12 protein-coding genes are annotated in these 12,800 nt (G+C 71.0%); 9 read left to right on the top strand and 3 right to left on the bottom strand.

Annotation, left to right across the window (positions count from 1 at the left end; all coding sequences use genetic code 11):
* The first annotated feature begins 121 nt into the window (after positions 1-121).
* Together V4Y04_RS26890 and V4Y04_RS26885 are read left to right on the top strand one after the other, a co-directional pair.
* A complete protein-coding gene (locus V4Y04_RS26890; protein ID WP_332430907.1) occupies positions 122-1,198 on the top strand; it encodes an adenosine deaminase in 1,077 nt (358 codons plus the stop codon).
* 92 nt (positions 1,199-1,290) lie between these two features.
* Positions 1,291-1,977, top strand: coding sequence for a glycerophosphodiester phosphodiesterase (locus tag V4Y04_RS26885; RefSeq protein ID WP_332430906.1), 687 nt, complete (start codon positions 1,291-1,293; stop codon positions 1,975-1,977).
* Between the two features lie 25 nt (positions 1,978-2,002).
* Here the strand turns inward: V4Y04_RS26885 and V4Y04_RS26880 are convergent, their stop codons facing one another.
* Together V4Y04_RS26880 and V4Y04_RS26875 are read right to left on the bottom strand one after the other, a co-directional pair.
* Positions 2,003-2,530 (bottom strand): hypothetical protein, encoded by a 528-nt coding sequence (locus V4Y04_RS26880; protein ID WP_332430905.1) that lies wholly within the window; start codon positions 2,528-2,530, stop codon positions 2,003-2,005.
* A 195-nt stretch (positions 2,531-2,725) separates the two neighbouring features.
* A complete protein-coding gene (locus V4Y04_RS26875; protein WP_332430904.1) occupies positions 2,726-4,165 on the bottom strand; it encodes a gamma-aminobutyraldehyde dehydrogenase in 1,440 nt (479 codons plus the stop codon).
* A gap of 180 nt (positions 4,166-4,345) precedes the next feature.
* On the opposite strand from V4Y04_RS26875, the gene V4Y04_RS26870 reads away from it, so the two are divergent.
* From V4Y04_RS26870 to V4Y04_RS26840, 7 genes are all read left to right on the top strand, one after another.
* Positions 4,346-4,864: an Lrp/AsnC family transcriptional regulator gene (locus V4Y04_RS26870; protein WP_332430903.1), complete on the top strand. Its 519-nt coding sequence runs from the start codon at positions 4,346-4,348 to the stop codon at positions 4,862-4,864.
* Positions 4,865-4,866: 2 nt separating this feature from the next.
* Positions 4,867-6,240, top strand: a complete 1,374-nt coding sequence (locus V4Y04_RS26865; protein ID WP_332430902.1) for an aspartate aminotransferase family protein — start codon at positions 4,867-4,869, stop codon at positions 6,238-6,240.
* Positions 6,241-6,839: 599 nt separating this feature from the next.
* Entirely contained in the window at positions 6,840-7,589 is a 750-nt protein-coding gene (locus tag V4Y04_RS26860) for an ABC transporter ATP-binding protein (protein ID WP_332430901.1), read from the top strand.
* Positions 7,571-8,992, top strand: a complete 1,422-nt coding sequence (locus tag V4Y04_RS26855) for a hypothetical protein (protein ID WP_332430900.1) — start codon at positions 7,571-7,573, stop codon at positions 8,990-8,992. The genes V4Y04_RS26860 and V4Y04_RS26855 overlap by 19 nt, the downstream gene beginning before the upstream one ends.
* Positions 8,993-9,130: 138 nt before the next feature.
* Complete coding sequence (locus V4Y04_RS26850; protein WP_332430899.1) at positions 9,131-9,538, top strand: VOC family protein; 408 nt, start codon at positions 9,131-9,133, stop codon at positions 9,536-9,538.
* 337 nt (positions 9,539-9,875) lie between these two features.
* Positions 9,876-11,006, top strand: coding sequence for an LOG family protein (locus V4Y04_RS26845; protein WP_332430898.1), 1,131 nt, complete (start codon positions 9,876-9,878; stop codon positions 11,004-11,006).
* A gap of 147 nt (positions 11,007-11,153) precedes the next feature.
* Entirely contained in the window at positions 11,154-11,882 is a 729-nt protein-coding gene (locus tag V4Y04_RS26840) for an LAETG motif-containing sortase-dependent surface protein (RefSeq protein WP_332430897.1), read from the top strand.
* Positions 11,883-11,984: 102 nt separating this feature from the next.
* On the opposite strand, the gene V4Y04_RS26835 is transcribed toward V4Y04_RS26840, so the two are convergent.
* Positions 11,985-12,782 carry a maleylpyruvate isomerase family mycothiol-dependent enzyme gene (locus tag V4Y04_RS26835; RefSeq protein ID WP_332430896.1) on the bottom strand — a complete coding sequence of 266 codons (798 nt, stop codon included), beginning with the start codon at positions 12,780-12,782 and terminating at the stop codon, positions 11,985-11,987.
* Positions 12,783-12,800: the final 18 nt, after the last annotated feature.

Below are 12,800 nucleotides of genomic sequence, written 5' to 3'. Positions count from 1 at the left end.
ATCGTACGGCCCACCCCCGTCCCGTGCGTGCCCGGCCTACGATGATCCTCGATCCACCGATCAGCCGATCACCCGCGTCCCGCCGCATCCCGGCCGGGGGCGCCGCTCCCGGAGAGGGACCATGACCGAACGTCTCGCCGCGTCCGCAGAGGCGGGCAGCGGCCCGCACGACTTCATCGCCGGACTGCCCAAGGCCGAACTGCACGTGCACCACATCGGTTCCGCCTCCCCCCGCATCGTCTCGGAGCTGGCCGCCCGCCATCCCGGCTCCAAGGTCCCCGCCGACCCCGAGGCGCTCGCCGACTACTTCACCTTCACGGACTTCGCCCACTTCATCGACGTGTACCTGTCCGTCGTCGACCTGGTCCGCACGCCCGAGGACGTCCGGCTGCTCACCTACGAGGTGGCGCGTGAGCTGGCCCGGCAGCAGGTGCGGTACGCCGAGCTGACGATCACCCCGTTCTCGTCGACCCGCCGCGGGATCGACGAGCGTGCGTTCATGGAGGCGATCGAGGACGCCCGCAAGGCGGCCGAGTCGGAGTTCGGGACCGTGCTCCGCTGGTGCTTCGACATTCCCGGCGAGGCCGGCCCGGAGGCCGCCGAGGAGACCACCCGGCTCGCCACCGACGACCGGCTGCGCCCGGAGGGCCTGGTCTCCTTCGGCCTGGGCGGACCCGAGATCGGGGTGCCCCGGCCACAGTTCAAGCCGTACTTCGACCGGGCCATCGCCGCGGGCCTGCGCTCGGTGCCGCACGCCGGTGAGACCACCGGCCCCGGGACGGTGTGGGACGCCCTGGTCGACCTGCGCGCGGAGCGGATCGGGCACGGCACCAGCGCCGCCCAGGACCCCGAACTGCTCGCGCACCTCGCCGAACGGCGCATCGCGCTGGAGGTGTGCCCCACCTCCAACATCGCCACCCGCGCGGTCGCCGACCTGGACGAGCACCCGATCAAGGAGTTCGTCCGCGCCGGTGTGCTGGTCACCGTCAACTCCGACGACCCGCCGATGTTCGGCACCGACCTCAACACCGAGTACGCGATCGCCGCGCGGCTGTTGGACCTCGACGAGCGGGGTCTGGGTGCGCTGGCGAAGAACGCGGTGGAGGCGTCGTTCCTGGACGAGCCGGCCAAGGCACGGCTGGCGGCCGAGATCGACGCCTACACCACGTCCTGGCTCACCTCCCGGCCGCTGCGGTGAATCCGTCCTCCGCCGTAGTGAATCCGTCCTCCGCCGCGGTGGACAGGTCGTCCCGTGAACCGACAGGTGAACCGACTCCGCGAAGGACTGCCATGCGCAACGTGACCGCCGTGGCCCACCGCGGCGACCCGTACCACGTCCGTGAGAACACGCTCGCCTCGCTGCGCTCCGCGCTCGACAAGGGCGCGGACGCGGTCGAGTTCGATGTGCGCCTCACCCGGGACGGCGTACCGGTCCTGCTGCACGACGAGACGCTGAAGCGGCTCTGGGGGCACGACCGCCCGCTGCGGTCGCTGTCCTGGGAGGAGGTACGCGGCCTGACCGACGGCGGTGTGCCCACGCTCGCGGACGCGCTGTCGGCGACCGGGGGCAGCGGGGTCATGCTGGACCTGCCGGGCGATCCCGCCCCTCGCGCGGTGCGCCGGATCGTGGACGCCGTACGGGAGCACGGCGCCCGGGACCGTGTCCGCTACTGCGCGGGCGCCGCCGCCATGCTCGCCGTGCGCGCGGCGGACCCGTCCGCCGAGATCGCCCTCACCCACACGTCGCCGGCCCCGCCGCGCGCCGGTCTCCTGGAGGCGGTCCGGCCGCGCTGGCTGAACTACCGCTTCAGTCTGGTCGACCGGGCCCTCGCCGACCGGGTCCACGCGGACGGCTATCTGCTCTCCGTGTGGACCCCGGACACCCGCCGCTCCCTGCGCCGCCTGCTGGCGCTGGGCGCCGACTCGATCACCACCAACCGCATCGACGTCCTGTGCGCCCTGCGCGCCTCCCGGTAGAACCGGGAAGGGCCCGCCCGGCGGATCACGCCGAGGACACGGGGGCCGGCGCGGCGTACGGGGTGAGCGCTTCCAGCCGCTTGATCCTCTTGCGTACGGCGTACAGCGGGATCACGCCGAACACCCCGAACGCCATGTCGATGACGCTCCACCAGAAGGGGATGCCGCGGACCGGGCCGCAGACGAGGGCGAGCGGAATGACGCCGGCGCAGGCGATCATGCCGAACTCGACGACCCAGATGTTGCGGACCGGGTCGCGGTAGGGGCCGTAGAAGGCGACGGCGATCACGAGGTGGGCGAAGGCCAGCCAGTCGGTGCCGTAGAGAAGGAACGGATACTCGGCGTCGGCGGCGTCGAGTCCGTCCCGGACCCGCTCGATCCACTCCATGAGGGCGGGAAGGTGCTCCGGTGCCCCCAGGGAGCGGAGCACCTCCTCGGTCCAGCGCAGTTCGTGCACCAGGGGGAAGGCCGTGGCACCACTGAGCACCAGGCAGACGACGAAGAGGACCAACCAGACGCGAATGCCCTTGAGCAGGGCGGCTCTGTCGCTCATGGCGACAACATACGCCCTTGTTGAACGTGTTCAAAAACTGGGGTCGAGTGAACTCCCCCCGCCCTCCGCGCACTTCGCGTGCTCACCCCTCACCGGCCATCGGCCGGCACCCTCGAGAAGCCCCGCGCCCGGAAGGGGCGCGGGGCTGAACCGGCATGCGGCTCCGCCGCCCGGGCGGGGCCGGGCGGCGAGCCCTTACGCGTCGAGCGACGTCATCACGTGCTTGATGCGCGTGTAGTCGTCGAAGCCGTAGGCGCTGAGGTCCTTGCCGTAGCCGGACTTCTTGAAGCCGCCGTGCGGCATCTCCGCGACCAGCGGGATGTGGGTGTTGATCCACACGCAGCCGAAGTCGAGCTTCTTGGACATGCGCATCGCGCGGGAGTGGTCCTTGGTCCACACCGAGGAGGCCAGCGCGTACTCGACGCCGTTGGCGTACGCGACGGCCTGGTCCTCGTCGGTGAAGGTCTGGACGGTGATGACCGGGCCGAAGACCTCCTTCTGGACGATCTCGTCGTCCTGCTTCAGGCCCGAGACCACGGTGGGCGCGTAGAAGAAGCCCTTGTCGCCGACGCGCCTGCCGCCGGCCTCCACGCGCGCGTGCGCGGGGAGCCGGTCGACGAAGCCCTCCACCTGGGCCAGTTGACGGGCGTTGTTGAGCGGGCCGAAGAGGACGTCCTCGTCGTCGGGGGCGCCCGTCTTCGTGTCGGCGGCGGCCTTGGCGAGGGCAGTGACGAACTCGTCGTGGATCGACTCGTGGACGAGGACACGCGTGGCGGCCGTACAGTCCTGGCCGGCGTTGAAGAAGCCCGCGACGGAGATGCCCTCCACGGCCTTGGCGATGTCGGTGTCCTCGAAGACTACGACCGGCGCCTTGCCGCCCAGCTCCAGGTGGACGCGCTTGAGGTCCTTGGACGCGGACTCGGCGACCTGCATGCCGGCCCGTACCGAACCGGTGATGGACGCCATCGCCGGGGTGTCGTGCTCGACCATCATGCGGCCGGTGTCGCGGTCGCCGCAGACGACGTTGAAGACGCCCGTCGGCAGGACCGAGCCGAGGATCTCGGCGAGCAGGACCGTGGAGGCCGGAGTGGTGTCCGAGGGCTTGAGGACGACCGTGTTGCCCGCCGCGATCGCCGGGGCGAACTTCCACACGGCCATCATCATCGGGTAGTTCCAGGGGGCGACCTGGGCGCAGACGCCGACCGGCTCACGGCGCACGATGGAGGTCAGACCCTCCATGTACTCGCCGGCCGAGCGGCCCTCCAGCATCCGCGCCGCGCCCGCGAAGAAGCGGATCTGGTCGACCATCGGCGGGATCTCCTCGGTGCGGGTCAGCCCGATGGGCTTGCCCGTGTTCTCCACCTCGGCCGCGATGAGTTCCTCGGCACGCTCCTCGATGGCGTCCGCGACCTTCAGCAGGGCCTTCTGCCGCTCGGCCGGCGTGGCGTCGCGCCAGCCGGGGAAGGCCTCGGCGGCGGCCGCCATCGCGGCGTCCACGTCGGCCTGTCCGGACAGCGGCGCGGTCGCGTACGCCTCGCCGGTCACGGGGTTGACCACCTCGGTGGTCCGTCCGTCGGCGGCGTCACGGAACGCGCCGCCGATGTAGTTGCGCAGACGTCGCAGCTCGGTGCTCACTGCAGGCCTCCCGGTGTTCCTCGTGGGTGTCCGAGGTGTCCAACCTCTGAGACACCCACCCTAGACGGACCCCTGACGCATTCAACACCCCCGACCACCCCAACTCTGCGAAATCCGCAAACATCAACCCTCGCAACAACGGATTTCATCGAATGCGCCTTGCGGAACGATCGAGACCTCGTGCACAGTGACCGTGTGGCCAGTCGAAGCGCAGAACCCAAGGACTCCCGCGAGTCCAGGAACGGCGGCGGTCCCCACCTGGACGCCGTCTCCCTCGCCATCATCGAGCAGCTCCAGGAGGACGGCCGCAGGCCCTACGCCGCCATCGGCAAGGCCGTCGGCCTGTCGGAGGCGGCCGTGCGCCAGCGCGTGCAGAAGCTGCTCGACCAGGGCGTGATGCAGATCGTCGCCGTCACGGACCCGCTCACGGTGGGCTTCCGCAGGCAGGCGATGGTCGGCGTCCATGTCGAGGGTGACGTGGAGTCCGTGGCCGACGCGCTGAGCGCCATGGACGAGTGCGAGTACGTGGTGATGACCGCGGGCTCCTTCGACCTCATGGTCGAGATCGTCTGCGAGGACGACGACCACCTCCTGGAGCTCATCAACCGACGCATCCGGGCCGTGCCCGGCGTGCGCTCCACCGAGAGTTTCGTCTACCTCAGGCTCAAGAAGCAGACCTACATGTGGGGGACCCGATAATCGTGAGCACCGACAGCCCCGAGGACCTCAGCCGGGCCGCGTACGACCACCTGTGGATGCACTTCACCCGCATGTCCTCGTACGAGAACTCCCCCGTGCCCACCATCGTCCGCGGCGAGGGCACCCACATCTACGACGACCGGGGCAAGCGGTACCTCGACGGTCTCGCCGGGCTGTTCGTCGTCCAGGCGGGGCACGGCAGGGTCGAGCTCGCCGAGACCGCCTTCAAGCAGGCGCAGGAACTGTCCTTCTTCCCCGTGTGGTCCTACGCCCACCCCAAGGCCGTGGAACTGGCGGAGCGGCTGGCCCACGAGGCGCCGGGCGACCTGAACAAGGTCTTCTTCACGACCGGCGGCGGCGAGGCGGTGGAGACCGCCTGGAAGCTCGCCAAGCAGTACTTCAAGCTGACCGGCAAGCCGACCAAGTACAAGGTCATCTCCCGCGCGGTGGCCTATCACGGCACCCCTCAGGGGGCCCTGTCGATCACCGGCCTGCCGGCGCTGAAGGCCCCGTTCGAGCCGCTGGTGCCGGGCGCCCGCAAGGTGCCGAACACCAACATCTACCGGGCCCCGATCCACGGCGACGACCCCGAGGCGTTCGGCCGCTGGGCCGCCGACCAGATCGAGCAGCAGATCCTCTTCGAGGGCCCGGACACGGTCGCCGCGGTCTTCCTCGAGCCGGTGCAGAACGCCGGCGGCTGCTTCCCGCCGCCGCCCGGCTACTTCCAGCGGGTCCGCGAGATCTGCGATCAGTACGACGTCCTGCTCGTCTCCGACGAGGTCATCTGCGCCTTCGGCCGCCTGGGCACGACGTTCGCCTGCGACAAGTTCGACTACGTCCCGGACATGATCACCTGCGCCAAGGGCATGACATCCGGCTACTCCCCCATCGGCGCCTGCATCGTCTCCGACCGCCTCGCCGAGCCGTTCTACCAGGGTGACAACGTCTTCCTGCACGGCTACACCTTCGGCGGCCACCCCGTCTCGGCCGCGGTGGGCGTCGCCAACCTCGACCTGTTCGAGCGCGAGGGCCTCAACCGGCATGTGCTGGACCACGAGGACGCCTTCCGCTCCACGCTGGAGAAGCTGTACGACCTGCCGATCGTCGGCGACGTCCGCGGCAACGGCTTCTTCTACGGCATCGAGTTGGTCAAGGACAAGCACACCAAGGAGACCTTCGACGACGCCGAGACCGAGCGCGTCCTGTACGGCTTCCTGTCCAAGAAGCTGTACGAGAACGGCCTGTACTGCCGTGCCGACGACCGCGGCGACCCGGTCGTCCAGCTCGCCCCGCCGCTGATCTCCGACCAGGGGACGTTCGACGAGATCGAGCAGATCCTGCGCGCCACCCTGGAGGAGGCGTGGACGAGGCTCTGAGCCGCCGACGACAGTGATCACCGCCGTGCGGCAGCCGCGCGGTTGCGTGTTCCGCTGTAATCCCCCGGCGCGGCCCACGGTTGTGATCTGCGCCGTGGGCCACGGTTGTGATCTTCGGCTGGAATGATCAATTACGGCCCCGGCGCCGTCCGTTCGAGTGAGAAACGGCGGTCCGGGGCCGCGTGCTGTCCGGTGTCCCGTCGCATGCTGCCTAGGGTCTGTCCGGCGGATCAAGTCGGAGACAACTGGCGGCATCTGTCCAACTGGGTCGAGCGAGGGCTGGTGCGTTCATCTGCAAGGCGGAGGAGGGAGTCGACGCGATGGGGGTCCCTCCCGCGTATGTGGGTCCCTCCCACTCGAGCGCAGCCGAGAGTGGGGGAGCAGCCGAGCGTGAGGGAGTCGGCGAGTGACGACAACGCCGCTGGGGTCCACCCCTGTTCGAAGAGCTTGGGGGAGGGCGTGCCGGCCCCCGCGGCTCCGGCATGACCCGCCGGACAGGCCCTAGCGTCCCAGTGACCGATCGGCTCTGCTTTCGTTCCCCCGCATGGGGGAGTCACGAATCTCGCACGGCATTTCTGATCCGAACCGAGGTGTACGCCATGGTGGCCCCACCGGACAACGACGTGCTCTGGGCACGCGCCCTGCACTTCCGGCACAACGACGGCTCACCCGGGCTGAGCGGGGTCTCGCTCGGCGTCGGGGAGGGCGAGATCCTCGCCGTCGGCGGCCCGCGGGGCAGCGGCAAGACGACCCTCCTGCGGTGCCTGTCCGGCCTGGTGCCCGTGGCGGGCGGCGAGGTCTGGTTCAACAGCGTGCCCGTGCACACCATGAGGCCGGCCGCCCGCGAGCGGCTGCGCCGGGAGCGCTTCGGCTGGATCGACCCGGTGCCGGTGCTCGTCCCCGAGCTGAACGTCTGGGAGAACACCGCCCTCCCCCTGATGCTGCGCGGCATCGCCCGCCGCCCGGCCAGGGCGACGGCCCTGGAGTGGCTGGAGCGGCTCGACATCGGCGACAAGGCCCGCAAACACCCCGGGGACCTGGTGCACGCGGAGCGCCAGCGGGTCTGCATCGCCCGCGCCCTCGCCCCGGCTCCCTCGGTACTGTTCGCCGACGAGCCGACCGCCCCGCTGCACCGCGCAGACCGGCGGCACGTGCTGCGCACGCTGACCACGGCGGCCCGTTCGCACGGCATCACGGTGCTCCTCGCCACCGCCGACGCGGACACCGCGGCCCTCGCCGACCGCACGGTGTCGCTGCTCGACGGGCGCCGGGTGCGCACCGTACATCTTCCCCCGGTCCCCGGGACCGCCGAGGCGGAGGGCCGGGCCGCGTGCTCGCTCTCCGTCTGACCCGAGGTGCCCGTCCGACCGTCCAGCTGCGCCGCCTCCTGGTCGCAGCGGCCTCGGCGGGCACGGGCTTTCTGCTGCTGTGCGCCCTCGGCCACGCGCTCGGCCACCCGAGCACGCCGTCCGCCTCGCTGCTCCGGCTGGCCTGGTGCGCGGCCCCGCTTGCGGCCACGGTGTACTTCGCGGTCGCGGTGGCCCGGACCGACCCGGGGACCAGGCCCCGGCCCGGACTCTCGGCGCTCGGCCTCGGTCCGGCCCGGCTGACGGCGATCTCCGTGGCGGCCACGGCCCTGGCCTGCGCACTGGGGTCGGTGATCGCGCTGCTCGTCTTCCTCCACCTGCGCGGCGACCTCACCGGCGTGTCCTTCGACGGCTCCGGCACCGACTTCCTGGCCGCCGGCCGGCCGCTGCCGTTCCCGGCGATCCTGACCCTGCTGACGCTGGTGCCGGTGAGTGCCTCGGTGGCGGTGGCGGTGGCATTGCGCCCGCGCGAGCGGGCGGCGGGACCGTCCCGTTCGGAGCGGACGGTGTACGGCCGCTTCGGCGCGTACCGTGCCACGGCGGCGCGGGAGACGTTCGGGGCGTACGGACGCTTCGGCAGGCATCTGGAGACGGCGGCCCACGGCCGTCGGCCGCCCGCCGGCCGGCAGCGCGTGCCGGCGGGGGCACAGGCAGAACTGCAAGCACAGGTCCAGGCCCAGGCCCAGCAGGATCGGCTGCGGGCGGACCTTCCGGGGCAGGACCCCGAGCCGGCGCACGGGCCGCACGGCCCGGAGGACGGCCCCGCTTCCACGGCGGCGGTCCCGGCTCCCGGAGCCGGCACGGCGCCGTCCGGTCTCCCCTGGGGCATCGCGGTACTGGCCGTGGGCCTGGCCGTGGGGGCCTACGCGAGCCGTACCGGCGCCGGAACCGCGCCCGACGGCCGGCCCGGCGCGTCGGCCGGTCCGGTGCTGGCCTCCGTCGGCCTGATCCTGGCCGGTCCCGGTCTCACCCATCTGTGCGGCCGGCTGCTCCAGTCGGTCCGCCCGGGTGCCCTGCGCCTGCTGGCCGGGCGGCTCCTCATGACGGAGGCCACCAGGATCGGCCGTCCGCTGGGCGTGGTCTGCGCCGTACTGTCGGGCATGTACGCCATGAGGTCGCTGTACTACGCCGATGGCCCGTCGGCCGGCCCGCTCGTCCTGCTCGGCGTGCTCCTGGTGACCGGCTGCACCGTGGCGACGCTGCTGACGGCCGCTGTCGAGGCGAAGCAGGCGCACGCCGGTACCACGGCCGCGCTGCTGCGTCTCGGGGCTCCCGCCTCGACACCGCGCCGGGCCGCTGCGCTCAGGGCCGGCACGCTCCTCGCCCTGTTCGGCCCGCTGACCGTGCTCGTGGCCGAACTGTCGGCCCTGCCCCTGGCTCTCTGAGGCCGCGCGCCACGCATCACGGGAGCCCCGAAGAAAATCTCCGCGGGGCGATGAGTTCCGTACGTGCTCCCGGTCCATCCCTCGAACGACACGGCACGGAACCGCCCGGGAACCGGCAGACCCACGGAAGAGACACCCATGACGCAGCAGATGATCTTCGTGAACCTGGCCGCCGACGACCTCGAGGCCTCGAAGAAGTTCTTCACGGCGCTCGGCTACGGAATCAACGAACAGTTCAGCGACGAGAACACCGCCTCCGTCGTGATCAGCGACACCGTCGTCGTGATGCTGCACACCAGGCAGCGCTACGCGGAGTTCACGAAGAAGGAGATCGCCGACTCCACCAGGACCAGCGAGGTGCTGCTGGCCCTGAGCTCCGAGAGCCGCGAGAAGGTCGACGAACTGGTCGAGAAGGCCCTCGCGGCGGGCGGCTCGGTCAGCGGGGAGACCCAGGACCAGGGCTTCATGTACGGCCGCGCCTTCGACGACCTGGACGGCCACACCTGGGAGGTCGTGTGGATGGACCCGTCCGCGCTGGAGGGCTGAGGGCGGACCTGGGCCGGGCCGGGAGGGCCGCGGCGGCCGGACCGCACCAGTACCCGGGCCTCCCGCCGCGGTCCACCTCCTGGGGCGTGTTTCGAACGTAGCGCCGACCGCCCGGAGGGCGGGCCCCGCGGCGTCATGGGGGTCCCCCTGCTCGAGCGGAGCCGAGAGCTTGGGGGAGCGTGCGATCGCACGGCGGAGGGTCGCCCGCGTACCGGGCGCGTACGCGTGCGATCCCGACAACGCGGCTGGGGGTCCCCCTGCTCGAAGAGCTTGGGGGAGTGCGTGCCGGACGCCGCGGGGCAGACGGGACTTTCAAAACACGTCCTAGCATGGGCGGGTGAAGACGACTCCCGCGCACGCCGCCCATCACGGCAACCACAGCGACCACGAGATCGAGACGCTCGAGGAGTTCGACGCGATCGTCTCGGCCCGTGGCACACTCGCCGGGTTCCGGATCCAGTCCCTCGATCTGACCGACCGGACAAGGGAGTTGCTCACCACCGACACCGCCGGCGCCGTCTTCCTCGGCTGCCGGATGCGGCCGGAGGCAACCGCCGGGCTCCGTACCGAAGGCACCCTGGTCCTCCCACCCGTCCCGGGGCTCCCCTTCGACCCGTACCGCGGCCATCTCTACACGCCCGACGACCTGTTCGCGGCCCTCGACAAGGGATACGCGGAGACACCGGACGCCCTCACCTACGGCTGGTTCCAGCGGACGAAGGCGAGCGGCGACATCTTCGCGTCGACGCTGCGCGCCGTCCACGACGACTCGATATCCGACGCCCTCGACGAACTGCTGGGCGACGCACGGGTGGTAGGCGTCATGGGGGGTCACGCGATGGCCCGCGGCACCGAGGAGTACCGCGGCGCCGCCGTGCTCGGCCGGGCGCTCGCCCAAGCGGGTTTCACGGTGGCGACGGGCGGTGGTCCGGGCGCGATGGAGGCGGCGAACCTCGGCGCCTACGCGGCCCGGTACGACGCCGCGATGCTGGACGAGGCCTGCGCACTCCTCGCGGCGGCGCCCTCGTTCGACCCGTCGGTCACCGACTGGGCGCGCGCCGCCTTCGAGGTGCGCGAGCGGTGGCCGAAGGGCCACACCTCGGCCGGCATCCCGACCTGGTTCTACGGCCACGAGCCGCCGAACGCGTTCGCCTCCCACATAGCCAAGTACTTCGCCAACGCCACGCGGGAGGACGGGCTGCTGGCCCGCTGCAACGCGGGGGTGGTCTTCCTGCCGGGCGCGGCCGGAACCGTGCAGGAGATCTTCGACAACACCACGCCGAACTACTACGAGTCACACGGTGAACCGACACCGATGGTGCTGGTGAACCGGGTGCACTGGACGGAGAAGCTGCCCGCCTGGCCGTTGCTCCGGTCGCTCGCCCGGGAGCGCTCGATGGAGGCCCGCATCGCCCTGGTCGACCGGATCGAGGAGGCTCCGGAGGCGTTGAAACGCCTGGCCAGTTAACGAATCAGTAAAGTCATGGCCTGCTGTCGGCATATGCGTTGACACTACTTATGCGGCGCTTATAGACCTGGGAGCCTCATGGGAGTGCTGATGATTCATCAACACTCCCTCAACCCCCCGCATTTGCGTATCCCGTAAAGGACAAACGTGACAGTTCTGTCCGTATCACACAGTACGGCCTCGCGCCGTACCGTCGCACGCACCGTACGCGCCCTCGGTGTCGTCTCCGCGTCGGCCGCACTCACCATCGGCCTCGCCGGCAGCGCGGCCGCGTGCAACATCAACGAGTTCTCGGCCGAGGCAAAGTGCGTCGGTGACAAGGGTGTCATCACCGTCACCGACGTCGACCCGGCGGGCGTTCCCGCCACCGTCACCGTGTTCCTGGAGAACAACGGTGCCGACGAGAAGAAAATCGGCGAGCAGGTCGTCAAGGGTTCCCGTGAGGGTGTGACCATCACCTTCGAGGAGGACTGGCAGCCCAACGCCGAGTACCGCATCCACGTCAAGGCCAAGCCCTACGTGGACGAGGACATCAAGCCGAACCTGACCACCCCGGCCACGGCCTGCAAGGAAGAGGAGGAGCCCCCGGCTCCGTCGGAGCCCGCTCCGACGCCGTCGGACTCCGCCTCGACCCCGCCCGAGGACGAGGAGGAGCCCGGCACGCCGGCCCCGTCGGAGTCCGAGCCCGAGACCACCGCTCCGGCGGACACCTCGGACAACGCCCCGTCGCCCGCCATCGGTGAGTCGAACCTCGCCGAGACCGGCGCCGACTCCAACACCGGCCTGATCGCCGGTATCGCGGCGGCCCTGCTCGCCGTCGGTGGCGGTGCGGTCTTCTTCGGCATGCGCCGTCGTGGGGCGAACAGCGACAGCTGACGCTTCGAAGACATGAGGTGATGGCTCGTCCCGGAAGGGGCGGGCCATCACCGTGCCGGGAGCCGTCGCCCCTCCCGGCGGTTCACCTCCCGTCGGTTCACCTCACCCGAACGTCGCCCGTTCCAGCCAGAACTCCAGCAGCTCCCGGTCTCCCAGCACCTCCACCTCGGGTGCGTCGAGCGGCAGTCGCCGGTAGAAGGCGAGGAGCACGGAGGTGAGCGGGCCGCGGAGGGCGACCGTGGCCTTCTCGTGGCCGCGGTGCCAGGAGACACCCTCCTCGGTCAGTTCGATGTTCCATTCCGCGTTCGCCTGCGGGCCGGTGTCGGTGGCGTGCAGATGGATGCTCCGGTGCGGGCCGCGCAGCTCTCTCGCCGTGTCCTCCGGCAGCGTCCGCTGCGCCCACTGCACGATCTCCAGCCACTCGTCGATCGCGTCGGCGGCGACATCGGGCGCGACCTCGTAGGGCAGTCCGGCGGCGAGAGTCGCGTCCGCGCGGTGGACTGTCATCTCGTGCGTCATACGGCGGGCCCAGAATCCGGCGTTGCGGGTTCCCGCCCAGCTCCACACCTCGGCGTCCGGCCCGGCCTCCCGCAGCGCCTCGACGAGCAGGTCACCCGACTCGGCCAGCCACGCGTCCAGCGCGGCGGGCCCGCCCCGCACATCGGGTCCGTCGAATCCCGGCACCCGCTCCTCGGGGATCTCCTCCCCGGCCCGGGTCCGCACCATCAGCGCGGCCCAGCGCAGAGCACCGCCGACATGCCGGACGAGCTGCTCCAGCGACCACTCCGGAGTGGTGGGAACCGTACCGTCCAGATCGGTGCCCGAAGTCACCACGGACCGCAACCGGCCGACCTGGTCGGCGATTTCGTCGCAGTAGCGGTCATGCGTGAGGGATGTCATGCCGCCACCCTAGGCAGG

This window comes from Streptomyces sp. P9-A2 (genome assembly GCF_036634175.1).
Classification (GTDB): domain Bacteria; phylum Actinomycetota; class Actinomycetes; order Streptomycetales; family Streptomycetaceae; genus Streptomyces; species Streptomyces pratens.
Note: the sequence above shows the minus strand (reverse complement) of the source record. Positions and strands in the feature narration are given on the sequence as shown.